Below are 17318 nucleotides of genomic sequence, written 5' to 3'. Positions count from 1 at the left end.
GTTATTGAGGATTATTTTGTTTAATAATTTTTGCCGCAGAATCATTTATTCCACATATAATTTCAACATCCTTTCCTACTGAAATTACTTCCATGCTTCGCACATTTCCTCTAATGTTCAGTCCGCTTGCTGGTTGAGGCAAATAATTGAAACTTCCTCTGCCATTGCCAATCATTAATATACCGTGGTTAGCACTGTAACGGCCAAATTTTATTCTTGTCCACGTGTTGTTACCAGCCATCAAGATATCTTTTTTTCCGTCATGATTTACATCTGCAGCAGCAATAGCATAAACAGGTGCATATTGTGCCTGTATTGGCAAATTATGTTGCACAAATCCTGTACTGCCCTCGTTTTCCAAAAAAACAGTTTGCATTGTTTCCGCCTTTAATATAGTTGCATCTTTTAATTGATCTTCAGTAAACAAATCATGAATGGTGGCATTTGCATACTCTTTATATTCAAGAAATTTCTTTTTCAACCCGGGAAGCTGCTCTGTGATATCATCGCGTGAAGCAGCCGGATATGACACTCCGCCAATGTAATAACACAATACGGGATCTATTGAACCATTGTTATCAAAATCCTTATAATACATTGTCATTGGTTCTTTTTCATCTGCATGAAATTGTGTGTTTATACCACAATTACCAACAATAAGATCAGTATCACCGTCTCCATCCATATCGGTCGCATTAATCCTGTTCCACCAACCTGTACTTTTAAAGTGGATAAAAGAGGAGGATTGATCAATGAATTTTCCTTTTTGATTTATAAATACTTTTATCGGCATCCATTCACCTACAATCACCAAGTCAAGCTTGTTATCTTTATTCATGTCGATCCACGCAGCATCAGTAACCATTCCTATTTTTTGAATTGGCTTTGCGATGCTTGCCGTTACATCTGTAAATATTCCCTTACCATCATTTGATAAAATTTTACTTTCTGGAGAAACAGGATATTTTCCCGGCACTAATCTTCCTCCTACAAACAAATCATCATCTCCATCTCCATCTATATCTCCGGCTTTAACGCACCCTGTACTTATAAGCATATCAGGTAAAGCGTTTGCTTTCCTGGTAAAATTCCCTTTACCATCATTAATGTATAATCTATCCTGCAAAGCCGGATCATTTTCTGCAAATTCATACCCTCCGCTTCCTACATACAAATCTTTATCACCATCCCCGTCAGCATCAAAAAAAGTAGCGGCAACATCTTCACTTGCAACATCTTTTAGAAATGCAGGTTCCTCTTTGATAGTAAAGGTGCTATTGGCGTTTTGAATAAATATTTTTGATAATTCATTTTTTGCACCACCGATAAAAAAGTCTTCGAGTCCATCTTTATTTATATCTGCAACCTGGATACATGGCCCCTGCCGTGAAAGATAATTTGGCAACAGAGATTGAACAGTAAAATCATTGAAATCGTTTTCGCGATGCTGTACCTCCGATAATGTTTCTTCAGATAAAATACCTCGTTTTTTATTCATTACAGTATTATATCGCCATTTCTCTTTTGCATCTCCAATCTTAACAGTAAGTATTTGATTAGCTTTTACACTTATAAATTTTTGAACAGAATCATTTGGCCATATTACAATGATCGAGTCAATTGCAGTATTTTTACCAATGCCAAAATTGAGGACCGGATCTACAGAAGATTGAAAACCACGAGTGGGAAATTCCTCCTGGTAGTATTCATTACCTCTGCAAAAAACCTTTACTTTAGCTCCAATACCTCTTTCATTTTCTTTGTTGCCTTGTAATCTTACCCGTATAAAATTATTCTTTAAAATAGCTTCATTGTTGTTCTTGTAAATGCTGGCATAATCGTTCGAATTATTTATAACCAGGTCAAGGTCGCCATCATTATCAAGATCTGCATAAGCTGCACCAGATGAAACCCCCGGCTCGTCTAACCCCCATTCCGTGCTTGTTTTTGTAAATGTTTCATTACCATTATTTTTTAAAATATAATTAGGAATTTTCAAAGTGGGCATTTTACGTATATATTCAGGTATAGCATCTACTGAATCATGATGCATTGTGCGCACTACCCTATCAACAGAATATTTTAAAAAATCCATGTCAGTATAATCTTTCACATAACCATTGGTAACAAGTAAATCTTTGTATCCATCGTTATCATAATCACCAAAAAGAGCCGACCAACTCCAATCTGTATTAGAAACATGCGCTAACTGTCCTATTTCACTAAAAGTTCCATCACCATTATTTTTCTGCAGCATATTTCGGCTATATTGGTAATAAAAGCCTTTACTAAACAAGTTTTGAAATTTATCAAAGTTTTCAGCGCCGCTATGCATTTTCTGTATTTTATTATCTTCAGGCGCCATATCAAGAGTGGCAATATCAATCAGCCCATCATTATCGAAATCTGCTGCATCTGTACCCATAGAATAGAGTGAAACTTCATCCATACATTGAGAAATGGATTCGGTAAAAGTGCCATTGCGATTATTGATGAAAAGATAATCATGTTCATTAAAATCGTTTGAGACATATATATCAGGCCATCCGTCGTTATTTATATCTGATACTGAGACACCTAAACCAAAAGTAAAAACATTGGATACAATGCCCGCCTTCCGGCTAACATCAATGAAATGACTATTATTATTTTGATAAAGTTTGTCGGCAAAATCAGGATTATATTCTTTACGCAAATCTGCATTGTCCTGTATGCCTGCTGTATATTTTTGCAGTGAATGGTTGATTATAAAACAATCCAGATCGCCATCTTTATCATAATCAAAAAAAGAAGCCTGGGTAGAATAACCGGCGTCGGCAAGCCCGTACTCTTCTGCTTTTTCACTGAAAGTTAAATTGCCGTTATTAATAAAAAGCAGGTTCTTCCTCATCCTGGGATTTATGTCTGCACTGCGACAAATATAAATATCTAATTTTCCATCTCCGTTAATATCCACCATTGTTGCACCTGTACACCATCCCTGTTTTTCAGCAACCCCACTTTTTTGAGTAATATCTTCAAATTCAAAATTCCCTTTATTTAGGTACAACCTGTTTCTAACCATATTGCCGGTAAATAGGATGTCCTGTAAACCATCGTTATTTATATCACCGATACTAACACCACTTCCATTGTAGAAGTAAATATAATTGGCCACATTTAATGGTCCATCTTCAAATAGTGTATTCTGAAATTTTATTCCCGTTTTATCTTTATCAAGCTTTGTAAACAAATAAGAGTTATTATTTCTACAACCAGTAAATGCAATGATTATAAGCAAGAAAAAAGCTCTATGGAAAAGAGATAGCATAAGTTATTATTACTCCTAAAAAATTTCTATGAAGAAATAAAAGATGTTTAAAGATAAACAATGAAACAATTTAATTTTCGGACTAAAAAAGTTTAAAGTCTGGGAGGCAGAGAACTAAACACAGGTCCTATTGATGTTTGGAAAATATGAAAGATTCCATCAAGAGTTTACTTTGATGAAATCTTTCATAACTGTTTACCGGAAATTAATTCTTATCCCACCAAAGTGGAGTAGTTACTTTGTCTGGTCCTCCAAGTAATGGAACAGCGGCATCAACTGCTGCCTTATTATTTTGTGTTTCAGAAAGAAGGAATGGAATTCTTCTTATCCATTGACTTTTGGGATCGGGAATATCAGGGTTGTCAGAATTTGCTACAGGATAAAGTGGCAAAACGCGACTTCTTCTATAGTCCGCCCATGCCTCTGCCCCATCAGGAAACATGGCAAGCCACTTCTGCAGAAAAATTTGTTGTTCCTGTACGTTTACATCAGCAACATCAAATTTTACAGGAATATTTGCTAAAGCGGGTGAATTTAAGTAATCATTTGGTGGAATAGGGGTACTTAAACTATTAATATAATTTTGAATTACCGTGGCATCAGCTACCCCCCATTGCTTCATAGAATTAGTAATTCCTGCTTCATATAACTCTTTAGCAGTTCCACCCATATTCCATCCCAGCAGGGCACCTTCTGCCCTTAAGAAATAAGCTTCAGCAGTAGCCATTACGTTTTGAGGAGTGGCAAGAAAACCGGGCCTGCCACCTTTAAAAACATCAGGATTAGTCCAGCGTGGGCCAACATGCGAATTTGATTCCGCCTTATTAATATCCTCAGTTTGTTGTGTTGATGTAAGTCCATTTCTTAACCCTTCATATGTTCCTGTTTTTACCGCAGGCAGGAAATACTCTGATATCCTCGGATCCTGGTAACCTTTTAAAACAGACTCCATCGCTGCACTCATCCGAAACTCATTCCAGTCCGACATAATGGAAAGGCCATTATAATCCTGTCCCTTTTCACTTCTTTGTATATAAGCATCATCATCAGGACTAGCTGTCAAAACACCTGCAGCTACTGCAGCTTCACCTTCACTTTTAGCACGCTCCGGATCTACTTTTGATATTCTCATTGCTAAACGAAGCCTCAACGTATTTGCGAATTTAATCCATTTATTTACATTTCCTCCATACATAAGGTCTGCACTTCCTCCAAAGACCTGCTCTTCTGTTTTTCCTTTCAAGACTGTTACCGCAGCATTTAATCTTTTAAAAAAATCGTCGTAAATTTTATCCTGCGGGTCGTAAGGAACTGATGTTGCGGGCTTACCTGCATTAAAATAAGGGATAGGTCCCCAATAATCTGTAACCCTGTGAAATCCAAGAACCCATACAACATTTGCAAGAGCATATTCAGCAGATGTGGAATCTGCTGTTTGCATTATTGTTTGCAACTGGGGTACTAAATCTGTGTATATGGGATTGAAGGCGGCGCCAACCCAATCCATCCTGATAAATAACCTGTCAGAAGGAAAGTAAGTTGCTACGTCTGCGAAATATTGTGCGTATTGATCAGCAAAAAGGTTTTGTGCAACCTGGTAACTCCATACATTCGGAATTGCTGTTGCCTGTGCTTTTGAAAACAGGAAAGGCAATTCTGAAGCACCAACAGTTGCCACTGTATTTCTGTCGGTATTAATTTCTTCGTACTTCTTGGTGCAAGATGCTAAAACGAGACTGCAACAAATAAGAGCAAAAGGAAATTTTATATTAAATAATTTTTTCATTTTTTTCATACAAATGTTTTAATGAGTAGAATTAAAAAGTAAGCTGCAGGTTAACACCTAAACTACGTGTTGAAGGTAAAGTTCCATACTCAACACCCTGGTAATTGCCGTTTCCTAAGCTCATATCGGGGTCAAACCACATCTTGCGCTTTCCTATACCAGGGATATCCAAAATAGAACTTCCACGGTACAACCAGAATAGATTTCGAGCAACAACAGATAATTTTGCAGCTTTTATAAAACCAGCGGCTGGAACCGGAATAGCATAGCCCAATGAAGCTTCTCTTACCCTGAAACTTGTTGCGTCATAGGCAAAAAACTCCCCTGCCCCATACCGTTTGCCAGAAGCGATCTGCCAAAAATCCTGTGCACCGATTGTTTTCGATACCGGTTTACCGTCAGCATCAACTCCTCCTAAATTCCATCCTCCTTCACGATTATATTGAGTACCATCCGTAATACCACTAAAAGCCAGATTCATTTCTGTTCCTGAAACCATAGTACCACCTATACGGCCATCCATTAATACCCGTAAGGAAAATCCTTTGTAGTTAAAGGTATTTGTAAACCCAATTGTTTCTTTTGGGTTAAAATTGCCTATGTATTCCTGCGCAGCAGTAAGAACAGGTTTGCCACCTTTCGTTGCATCTGAGTCATTTGTAGGTGTAACAATTCGGTTTCCTTGTGCATTTGTAGCCCATTTAAACGCTAGTAAGTCGCCATATGCTTTGCCTTCTTCTATAACGGGAGTAGCTGAGCGTCCGTAGCCACCACCGAGGTAGAAAATCTTAACCAGATCACTTAAAGCAACCACCTTACTGCGATTTAAGGCGAGATTGAATGTTACATCCCAGCTAAAGTTCCTGTTTTTTACTGGTGTTCCATTCACTACTAATTCAAACCCTTTGTTTTGAATATTACCGGCATTGATATATTGTTGAGCAAATCCTGTTGCAACTGGCAGAGAAACCTGTAATAATTGATTTGTTGAATTGCTTTTATAATAAGTAGCAGTAAAGCCAATTCGATTACTTGCAAAGCGAGCTTCAACCCCAAATTCCAGATTTTTTACAATTTCAGGCTTCAATTCCGGAATAGGTAGTGTTGAACTGCGGGTTAAAAAACCGTTTCCCGCTCCCTGGCCATAATTGTAAACAGAATTTAATAAGCCAAACTTTCCGCCATTACCAACTGCTGCATAATTTATACTTCCTTTTAAGAATGATATAGCTTTTGGCAGGCTTATTAGGTCTGACAACACTGTAGAAACACCTATAGAAGGATAGCTGAAAGTATGTGGAAAGCGAAGCCGCGAGTCCCAGTCGTTGCGTAAACTTGCATCAAGGTAAATAGCATCTTTAAAAGAAAGATTCACCTGTCCAAAAACAGATTGCGTCTGAACTTCCGTGAAACCTGCGCTTACGGAAGGATTTTTAGCATAATTAAGGCTAAACTTATTTGTAATATTCAAACCACCAGCGGCCTGATAATTTCCATCAAATTTATTATCCTGGAAAATACCACCAACACGATAATTGACTTTCAGGTCCTTGGTAATTGTATTATTTCCTTCTAGCATGGCATCAAACCATTTTGCCGTAACTATTATTTCGTTTTTAGAATAATTTCCCCCGGACTGCTGCCAAAGCACAGTACCTTGGGAGTATTGTTCTTCACCTCTGTCAAAAGTTCTGTCGAGGTTAGCCCTGCCGGAAATGCTTAACCAATCAGTAATTTTATATTTACCAGAGACAAATCCCATAACCCTGTCTCTTGTTTCATTAATGGCTGTACGGTTAATTACCCAATAAGCGTTTTGATAAATAGAGGTTAAAGATGAAGGGAATGGAGTTGGGGTTGGTAAGCCAATGTTATTTAAATATTCATAATTTTGGGCTTGCTCTGTACTTATATTTCTGGGTATTTGGTAAATATCAATAACAGGTGCATTCTCTTCACCTGTCCGGGGCCTGTTTTTAATCTCCTGTGCTATATATGTAATTTTGGCATCGGTTGAGAAACGTTTACTAATCTGGTTTGTAATTCTTAAATTAACAGTGTGGCGCGTCAGATCATTTTTCGGCACAATACCTTGTATAAGATTATTTGTATAGGAAAAATATGTTTGTACTTTTTCGGTTCCACCTGATACTCCAACAGAATTATTCAAACTAAGCCCGTTTCTGAAAAAATCTTTTATATTATTTGGTTGGGCTGCGTAAGGAGCGACAGTTCCTAAAAAAGTACTATCTGGTTGTCCGGTCATTTTTGCCCCCCAGCTTTCCCCGGAACTTTTGTCAAACTTACCGCCATTTCCTTGTCCGTATTCATTCTGCACTTTAGGTAAAGCAAACGGAGTTTCAGTAGCGACACCCGAATTAACCGAAACAGAAATTTTATCTTTTGTACCCTTTTTTGTTGTAATAACAATAACCCCATTTCCTGCCTGGCTTCCGTATAAAGCTGCTGCAGATGCTCCCCTCAAAATAGTAACAGATTCAATATCATCGGGATTAATGTTTGAAGCACCATCCGAACCCTGCACCGAACCAAAGTCACTTCCGGCTGTACTGTTTGTACCATTATTGATAGGAACACCATCTACAACAATCAAAGCGTTGTTGCTTCCCTGTATAGACCGATTACCACGTAAAACAATACGAGCCCCACTTCCTGGGCCGCCAGAACCTTGTGTAATCATTGCATTAGCAACTTTACCCTGCAGCGAATTCACAATGTTGTTGGGATCTCTTGCTTCAGTAAGCTCTGCGGGCTTTACAGTCTGAGTGGCATATACAAGAGTTTTTGCTTGCCTTGTAATGCCTAAAGCAGTTACAACAACCCCTTCCAATTGCCTTGACTCTCCTTCCAGAGCTACATTTATATTGTTCTGATCAGGAGAAACTTCTATTTCTTTTGGGGTAAATCCAACAGAAGTTACAGACAAAACCACCTTGCCAGCCGGAACACTGATAGAAAAATTACCATTGGAAGAAGCAGAAACACCTTTAGTGCTTCCCTTAACAGCTATAGTGGCAGAAGAGATTGGACTGTTATCACTCCTTGACAATACGGTACCGGTAATTGTACGGTTTTGAGCAAATAGCAAAGTTCCAAAGAATAAAAGAGGGATGATGAGCAATTGTCTAATTACCAACATAAGCATCACGTTGTTTTGGTTAAAAATATTCTTATTTAATCTCCAATAATTTCTAAATAAATAATATTACGGCAACCTTACCAGTGATTACTTCAGCACAATCCTAGGCTCACAAAAAGAGTAATTTTGGCTTAGTGCAGGGCAGATAGCAAGAGGCATAAGCAATTGGTTTGAAAGTTAAATACTAAAAATAATATTACAAAAAATATTTAACGTTTTATTTATTTTAAAAAAGGCAGTTCTTGACTTCGTTTCGCTGCACCGACATTGAATTTGAAATGCTTTAAAATAAATCTCAGTTTGTGTTAACAGAATGAAATGCTTAATGATTAGTTCTTAGAAAAAAATTAGTGTAAAGTATTCGTTTACAAAAAATACAAAAGAAAAATTGATTGGTAGACTATTTAATTTTTTAAAGAAAGAATCTTATAACCTTAAAAAACAAACAATATTAAGAGTGCTATAAGATTTAATAGTTGAAATAAGAATAGTAAAAAGAAGATTGATTACTTGGCGTCCCTGCAAACCTTTATTGAACTTTGTTTTGGATTACCTGCTAAAGATGGCGTATTGTTGTTACAATCAACCTGATAACATTTACCGCTCCTACAGCGAGTAGTAACGCTGCGGTGAAGGAGCCAAATATGGTGAAGGAAACAGGCATGGATAAAATTACAAAAAATAACTGTTTGTTTTATATTAAAATACCTTCAATGTTTTTGAAACCATTTGCCGCAGGTATATGCTGCCACAAAATTTCATATATCGTTTTTGCAATTGGCATTTTTGCGCCTACTTTTTCATTTGTTTTAAAAATACACTTGCTGGCATTAAATCCTTCTGCCACCATGTTCAATTCTAATTGTGCTGATTGTACGGAGTAGCCCTTGCCAAGCATATTGCCAAAAGTACGATTGCGGCTATATAAGCTATAGCAGGTTACCAATAAGTCGCCAAGATAAACAGAAGATGCGTAATTTACTTGCCTGCAAACTCCTTCACCAACTGCTTTTTGTAAAAAAGAAACCATTTCGCTTGCTGCATTAGCAATATATACGCTTAAAAAATTATCTCCATACTCAAGACCATGAGCGATTCCTGCACCGAGGGCATAAATATTTTTTAAAACAGCAGCATATTGAACGCCAACAACATCATGATTAACAACAGTATTTAAATATTCTGTATGAAAATGTTCACCAATCTTTGCGGCCATTTCTTCATCAATTCCAGAAAATGTGAGGTAAGAAAGTTTTTCTGACGCAACTTCTTCAGCATGACACGGCCCTAAGACAGTATAATAATCTGAAAGCTCTACCTGGAATTTTTCATACAAATATTCATTAAGCAAGAAATTGCATGAGGGCAAAATGCCTTTTATAGCAGATACAATTTTTTTTCCTTTAAAACTACCAGGAGGCAGGGTTTCAAAAGCACTTTCGATAAAAGCTGATGGAACCGCTATTACCAAAACATCAGAGTCTTTAATAACCTCTTCAATGTTTTCATTCAATTTTAATAATGATGTATTGAAGTAAGCAGAACTGAGGTAATGAGGATTGTGCCTTCTCTGCTGCAGGTGATGAATAGTACCTGCGTTACGTATCCACCAATTGATTGAATTATTGTTATCGGTCAATATTTTTGCCAGCGCAGTCGCCCAACTTCCACTTCCTATAATTCCAAAATTCATTAACAAACTTTAAATGTTAAACAAACATACAAAAGAGTGTTGATTTTAAACGCCAAGATACAATCTAATGATTCCGTTTATTTTCCGGGTTTTTCTTCAAAAAGCTGTTCTTTGGGTACGACCTTCACCTTATCTCCATCTTTAAGTGTCTTACTTACAAGGTTATATGGCCCCGTTACGACCATATCTCCAGCCTTTAATCCACCTGTGATCTCTATATAATTAATGTCCTGTATATCTGTTTTTACTTTTACCTTTTTTACAGTTGTTTTATCTGCTTGTATTACATAAACCACTTCTTCAAGATCCTCCATATTTACAGGTGAAGTGTTGTTATCATTATTATTGTTGTTGTCATTATTATTGCTATTTTTTTCATCGTCTTTACTGGCATTGGGATTGTCTCCTTTTTTATCACGTGTGGTAACAGCATTTATCGGAACAGCTAAAACATTAGTATGTGTTTTGGTTTGAATATCGGCGCTTGCATTCATACCGGGCCTGAAGGGAGAACTTTTTGCTCTGTTTCCCGTCATTAAATCCTGATAACTATCGCGCAGCAATCGTATATGCACCTCGTAATTAGTAACCTCGGTACTGGTTGCAGATATGGTAGCCTGGGCAGCCGTAGTATTACTGCTCGCAATTTTAGTTACAATGCCTTTAAATTTTCTGTTATTATATGCGTCGACCTCTACTAATGCGCTGTCACCTAACTGAACTTTTGGTATATCATTTTCTCCAACGTTCACACGTACCTCCATCACGTTCATGTCGGCGACACGCAGCATTTCTGTTCCTGCCATTTGGGCTGTTCCCACTACCCTTTCTCCCTTTTTTACTGCCAGTAAACTTACCACTCCATTCATTGGTGCTACAAGTGTTGCACGGCTGACATCTTTATTAGCTCTGGATAATTGTGCACGTGCGCTTTGTACCGTAGCCTCTGATCCTTTTATACCCTGAACTGCCGCATTGTATTGAGCCCTTGCCGTTTTTATAGCCTGGTCAGCCTGTTCAAATTCTGCGCGGGAAATAACTTTATCCTCTAATAATTGTTTTTGCCTTTTATATGTTACTTCGGCCTGTTCCATAGTTGCTTTTAACGCATCTAACTGTGCAGTTGAGTTTAACACCTGGGCCTGGTATTGATTAACCACTGCTGCGGCCTGGTCTCTTTGCGAATTATAAATGTCTGCGTATATTCGTGCAAGCACCTGCCCTTTGCGTACGCTGTCACCTTCGCTTACGTTTAGCTCTACAATTTCCCCACTTATATCAGGACTCACTTTTACTTCCACTTCAGGATAAACTTTGCCACTCGCATTTACCGTTTCAATAATTGTACGGTTAGCAGCTTTTTCTGCAGTTACTTTTATTCCCTCTTCTTTTCCGATAACACCCTTCTTTTTCAGCACTACCAATATCAGGATAACTCCTATCAACCCAATAATTATCCATAGCAGCTTTTTATTCATACTTACAGTTTCTGTTTTTCGTTTACTTTACTCTTTTGAAAAAAATTATAATTTTATTCCCTGTCCCTTGTAAAACTCAAGCACTTTCATCTTAAACACAAAATCGTAATGATTGCTCACTTCATCTATCTGGGCAAGGTAAAGGTTGTTTTGAGTAATTATATAATCAAGCGTCCCAAGCAATCCTATGTCAAATCTCTTTTTAGATATTTCCAAAGCCTTTTGAGAATACGCCACTGTTCGTTGCGAGGCCTGGTATTTTTGGTACGATGAAAAAGCATCCTGGTAAGCGTTGTATATATTGGTTCTGAGGTTTAAATTTTCCTGCTCCTCCTGCAATTGCAACTGGTTTACATTGGCCTTTGCCCTCTCCCATTGTGACCGGCTGGTATAATTATTAAAAATTGAAAAATTTATTCCTATTCCAATGTCCTGCCCGAAGTTTTGGTTTAACTGTTTTAAAAAAGGTGTTCCGCTATAACTGACCACACCAAAAGAAGGAGAATACACAGGGTATTGCGTTCCGTTTACTTTTACATATGAGCCGTCAGGCTGATCAGGAAAAACACCATACACCGGCCGCTGTGCATTGATCACCCGTGTACTCATTCCACCAAATGCAGCTAAACCCGGATACATATATCCTCTTGATGCTTTTACCTGTTTTTGGGCAGCTTCTATACGTACTTTATACATTTTTTGCAGAGGTTGCGATTGTAGAGCGAGTTGATATACTGCTTCCGGCTGCAGGTCAGTAATATTCTCAATAGGTATATCATCTACAGAGGGGGTTACTATATCAAAAGGCAAGGAAAAGTCATAGTTGATGTAAGCTTTTAAATTAGTTAAAGCTTGTTCTATAAGTGCATTAGCCTGCAACACTGCAGAGCTGTCTTTAGCCAACTGTGCCTCTAGTTGTATGGCATTTAATTCGGGCTGGCTTCCTGCGTTTACCAATTTCTGCGTATTCGAAAGCTGGGACTTTGATTGATTCATTTGCACTTCGCTAATTCTTGCCTGCTCTCGGCGCAGCATTACTTGCAAAAAAGCATTTGCAACAGTTAAGGCTATATCATTTTTAGCTTTATCAATTCCAATTTCATCAGCCTTTAAAGTAAGGTTATTTGCGGCAATTGTATTTTTTCGTGCATTCCAGTTAAAGATAGTATAGCTTGCCTGCAGGTTCATACTTCCCGATAAATAACTTGAGCTCTCCAGTATGTTAGTAGTAGGATTTGTGGTTAAACCATGCTGGTAGCTGCTGTTTACACTACCGGTAATGCTTGGGAAGAGAGTCGCTTTACTTTGTTTTGCGTTTATTGCAGAAAGCCGTGCCTGTACATCTGACTGTTTTACAGACACATTATTTTTCATAGCATAATCAACGCATTGTTGCAGACTCCATTTTTCCTGCCCAAATCCTTCGATCGATAGTAACAGCATAAAAAAAACAATTTGCCTCATAAACAAAAATAATGTAATTAATTCCTATAAATATTATATGAAAATGACGGATGGTAGTAATGAAACTTTAAAGGTAATGTTCTGTTTATTATTAGTTTCTGTTATTTTAGTTATTTATGGTAACGTCATTACGTCTCTTTGAGGCCTTCATTGCGACACATTTCGTTCATCCGCATACTTCTATTCAGCTTTTCTAAGTTTTGCTAATGGGAAGCAATAACTCAAATTGTTATTCACGTTCAAACTTTTTTTTCAAATATTCTACAACAGTAGGATCTTCAAGACCGCCCATATCGCTCAGTTCCAGTTCAAGCGCTTTCGTGCTTAACTGTATTTCTATTAAAGACATAATAAGTGAAACAATAAAAGACAACATACCTAAACCAAACATAAAATCAGCCCACTTCATTTTATTAATATAAATACAATACATACTGAAAATACAACTTAAAAAGCTAAACACCCCAAATGCCTGCATGTTTTTAACGAGCCTGAGCCTATATCTCAAATTTTTGATTTGCCCGTGTATTTTGTGCTTTTTATCTCCATCATTGTACTGACTGTGAAGGTTTCTTACTACACTTGCCAAAGCAAGAAAACGATTGGTATACGCAAGCATAACCAGGCTAATGGCTGGAAAAAACAAGGCTGGTGTATTAATTGTAATATCCATTTAAGGCAAATTACAAAATAAAAAGCCTTCATCAAATTTGTGATAAAGGCTTGTATACAGAGACAAAGAATAACAAAATTCTTTGCGGTTAAATCCCGTAATGCTATTGCTTAAAATCGAACGGGATGTTTAATTTAACATTAAAATTCCTTCCCATATTAAAGACACCCTGTCTACCGGTTACATTATTTACATCGGTATATTTTAACCTGCTCAAATGACTTTGGTAAGCCACGTCTGTTATATTATTTAATGAAAGGTATAGACTAAATAATTTGCCATTTTTGGTATTAAAATCACTACCGGCACCGATGTCAAACAAGGCATAACCTGCAGTGGGGGTTTCCGTATTGTATGCGGTAAACACTCGATTTTGTTTTGCTGTAGCGTCCATCTCTGCTTTAAAATAAAGGTTTCGTAATACAGTACCGACCTTTGCAAAATTAGCCCGCAACTCACTAAGTAAATGTGCGGGAGGCATCGCAGGCAGCCTGTTGCTGCCTTCAAAAGAACGGTTGAAAGTACCTGCTACGTAAGAAAAAGTATTCTCAAAATGCAACCAGTCTAATGGGTGTGGATGTATATCAAAATTGGCCTCAAAACCTGCAAGTGAGGCTCCTGACTGACTAAACTTAAAAGCTTGCAACGTTGTTCCGTTGTTTACTATTAAAGAATCACCTCCGTTTGCAGCTTCAAGGCGACTGTAATAAATATAATTACTGATGTGATTGTAAAAAGTACTGATACCAAAACTAACGTGCCTGCTGATTATATCTACCCCTCCATCAAACTGTAATGAATTTTCAGTTTTTAAAGTATTATCGCCATATTCATACCTGTAGGTTCCTTCATGCGCTCCGTTGCTGCTGAGTTCGGCAGCATTTGGAGACCGGTAGCCTCTCGCAATATTTGCTTTTAGCGTTACTTTATCTGACGCTTCATAAGCTACACCTGCACTGCCGCTTATATTTCCAAAATTTTTATTTGCAGCTGTAAATTTTGAGTGGCCCATTTCCTGCAAGCCTTTAATATCCATTTTTCTCATATCACCCCTTAATCCACCGCTGAATGTCAGCTTATTGAAGCTTTTCGTAGTGTAAACAAATACCCCCGCATCAAACAAATTATATTCAGGTATCAACTTTTCTTGTGCAAGATTTCTATTTTGTTGATACATACCATTTGCTCCGATAGTTGTTTTCCAGCCTTGTCTTGCAGCCATCTGATATTGCAAATTGTAATTAATGGTTTTAAGATCAAAATGCAAACCAGGAGTAGAAGGTTCATCAGGGTTGCCAAATTCACGGCGTTGGTTTCGTTGAAAGGCAACAGTGGTAACTATTCTGTTTCTGCCAGATGCAATACTATTATCTAAAGCAATCTTAAAGTGCTGTACATGTTGATACGGAATAATAAAATCTTTGCTTTTCAATAATTCATCTGTGGCTATTGCTTCATACGGTGTCTCAGGCAGATACAAGAACTTTCCCGTAGCAGAATCTCTTACACCTTCTGTTAGGCCAAGTTTCTGGTTAAAGCTACTTACAAGCAAGTGAGAATAACCCCACGACTTATTGATACCTACATAACCTCCCCAATTTTTTTCATTAAACCGGCTATTAAGCACACGACCATCATATTTATTTGCATAATCTCCCGCTGACTTCAGGCTGCCATACATATTCCAATTGAAGCCATTTAAAAGGTTACCCGCAAGGCTACCATTAAATCCCTGGGTGTTGTTGTTGCCGTTATAGGCTGCTAAAAGGTTACCTTTTACCGTACCAGCAGTAACAGGCTGATTGGTAATGAAATTAATAACACCTGCAATACCATCACTGCCATACATGAGCGAAGCGGGCCCTTTTAGCACTTCAGCTTTTTGAACACTGTATTCGTCTATTTCTATTCCATGTTCATCGCCCCATTGCTGGCCTTCCTGGCGTATGCCATCGTTTATGGTAACTACACGATTGGAACTCAGGCCACGAATAACGGGTTTTGAGATAGCAGGACCAGTGGTTATTACAGACACACCCCCTTTCCTTGACAATGCATTTACCAGGTTGGTGGATGCGTTTTGAAGCAAGTCTGTTCTTTTAACAACAGAGACGGGTTGGGGAGAATTTCTTAACCGGGTGGCTGATGACACACCAGTTACAGTTACTGCTTCCTGCTCTACTGCAGTTGTCTTTAAAGTAAAGTTATGTGTGGTATTGCCATTTAAAGTAATGGGTACTATAACTGACGAATATCCCTGGAAAGTAACTTCAACAAGATAATTTCCACGATTGATGGGCGCAGTGCTGTATTTACCTTTTGCATCAGTAATAGCTCCGGTGTTTACATCATGAAAAAAAACAGATGCACCTGCTAACGGGTACCCATCTTCATCAGTAACAGTGCCTGTTAACACTCCTTTTCCGGAAGATTGAGAAAAAGATAAAGAAGGGATAATTATTAGGAAACTTACAGAAAAAAGGAAAATAAAATTTTTCATATTTTTGTTACACTGTTGCAAATATATGCGTTGAAGATCTTTTGTTATAAAACCAGGTCGCTTTTAACTTAATATACCTATAAATATGAAACAAAGCAGAATAGAATTGCTACCCCCTAACAGAGCGTCACAAGCAAAGCTCAAAGTGTATATTGAAAGCTGCAGGATTATTAGCTCTGGTAACAATTTTAATTTAAAAGATCTCGAACAATGTTTTACGAATAAATCTTAAATATATTTTTAAATACTTACTAATTTGGGGTCTATCTGATAAATGTTAGTAAGATTTTTTTATGCTTTTTATCTAAAAACTACTCCATGATGCCTGCACAAACTTAAGAAAAACTGTAGATACTATTTCTTGCAAAAACGATTATACGAATACTGTAAAAAAAAGGCTGTCTTTATTAAGTTGAGACAGCCTCCTTATTTACACCGCCTATTCTGCTATAGTAGAATCAATTTAATTATATCTGATTTTGTTTTAGATTGAATTCTGAGAAAGTAAACTCCTGTCCTTAAAGACAAATTTGTGATATCCACATGTATTGTTGTCTCGCCCTGGCATAATTTACGTTTTCCGATGTTGTATCTTTTACCTATTTCATCCGTAATTTGTACGGTAAACTCTTCTTCATATTTATTTGGAAGCTTAATATCAAAACTTTTATGCAAAGGATTTGGATAAACAGTCGGTACTTTCAAATTATTTTCAAGACCAAGAGTACCTGTATTATATCTCATTGATTTGTTAGCTATGCCGGCAGTGGAAGTGGTAATAAGCAATTGAGGTGAGTTCTGGCGGTTTTCTTTGCTATTAAATTGCAGATTTTTATTTTGGTTTGCTGCATCTTTTATTAAAAAACTTACAATTTTATCACCTGCAACCTGGCTTTTCACAAAACCCGTTACATCTACTTCATAATAGTTTGCGAGATTACTAACACCAATCACACCCAAAGCTGCAGAGGATGCAACAGGAGCATTATTCCAGGTAATAACACTTTCAGCCCAGGTATCATTATCTAAACCAAATGCAGACATATTAATGCTTGTCGTACTCTCAGTATTACGACCGTAAATTCGCAACTTGGCNGAGCTCACATTACTTACTCCGCTGAGAGAAAACTTAAGGTAAGATGAACGGGANTACCCGCTTACATTAGCACTCTTAACTATTAAAGAAGTATCACTGCCATAATTCTTTGCCCCATAGGTTCCGTTACGAACAAAGGCATCTGCTAGAGGGTTTAA

At 37.5% G+C, this 17318-nt stretch carries 9 protein-coding genes; all 9 read right to left on the bottom strand.

Annotated elements, in window-relative coordinates:
• Position 1: 1 nt before the first annotated feature.
• Positions 2 to 3232 (bottom strand): VCBS repeat-containing protein, encoded by a 3231-nt coding sequence (locus B154_RS28055; protein ID WP_018613433.1) that lies wholly within the window; start codon positions 3230 to 3232, stop codon positions 2 to 4.
• A 283-nt stretch (positions 3233 to 3515) separates the two neighbouring features.
• Positions 3516 to 5096: a SusD/RagB family nutrient-binding outer membrane lipoprotein gene (locus B154_RS0108550; protein ID WP_033411423.1), complete on the bottom strand. Its 1581-nt coding sequence runs from the start codon at positions 5094 to 5096 to the stop codon at positions 3516 to 3518.
• Between the two features lie 31 nt (positions 5097 to 5127).
• On the bottom strand, positions 5128 to 8256 hold the full coding sequence (locus tag B154_RS0108545) for a SusC/RagA family TonB-linked outer membrane protein (RefSeq protein ID WP_211217472.1): 3129 nt from the start codon (positions 8254 to 8256) through the stop codon (positions 5128 to 5130).
• A 694-nt stretch (positions 8257 to 8950) separates the two neighbouring features.
• Positions 8951 to 9949 (bottom strand): NAD(P)H-dependent glycerol-3-phosphate dehydrogenase, encoded by a 999-nt coding sequence (locus tag B154_RS0108540; protein ID WP_018613427.1) that lies wholly within the window; start codon positions 9947 to 9949, stop codon positions 8951 to 8953.
• Positions 9950 to 10026: 77 nt separating this feature from the next.
• Entirely contained in the window at positions 10027 to 11427 is a 1401-nt protein-coding gene (locus tag B154_RS0108535) for an efflux RND transporter periplasmic adaptor subunit (RefSeq protein WP_018613425.1), read from the bottom strand.
• Between the two features lie 45 nt (positions 11428 to 11472).
• On the bottom strand, positions 11473 to 12870 hold the full coding sequence (locus B154_RS0108530) for a TolC family protein (protein ID WP_018613422.1): 1398 nt from the start codon (positions 12868 to 12870) through the stop codon (positions 11473 to 11475).
• 250 nt (positions 12871 to 13120) lie between these two features.
• Positions 13121 to 13564: a DUF2721 domain-containing protein gene (locus B154_RS0108525; RefSeq protein ID WP_018613420.1), complete on the bottom strand. Its 444-nt coding sequence runs from the start codon at positions 13562 to 13564 to the stop codon at positions 13121 to 13123.
• A gap of 103 nt (positions 13565 to 13667) precedes the next feature.
• Positions 13668 to 16064 carry a TonB-dependent receptor gene (locus B154_RS0108520; RefSeq protein ID WP_018613419.1) on the bottom strand — a complete coding sequence of 799 codons (2397 nt, stop codon included), beginning with the start codon at positions 16062 to 16064 and terminating at the stop codon, positions 13668 to 13670.
• Positions 16065 to 16511: 447 nt separating this feature from the next.
• Positions 16512 to 17318, bottom strand: an 807-nt coding sequence (locus B154_RS32735; RefSeq protein WP_018613418.1) for a CBM96 family carbohydrate-binding protein, incomplete at its 5' end; no start/stop codon positions are given.

This window comes from Segetibacter koreensis DSM 18137, from assembly GCF_000374045.1.
Lineage (GTDB): Bacteria > Bacteroidota > Bacteroidia > Chitinophagales > Chitinophagaceae > Segetibacter > Segetibacter koreensis.
The sequence above is the reverse complement of the archived record's forward strand: the minus strand, read 5'-3'. Positions and strand labels throughout refer to the sequence as shown.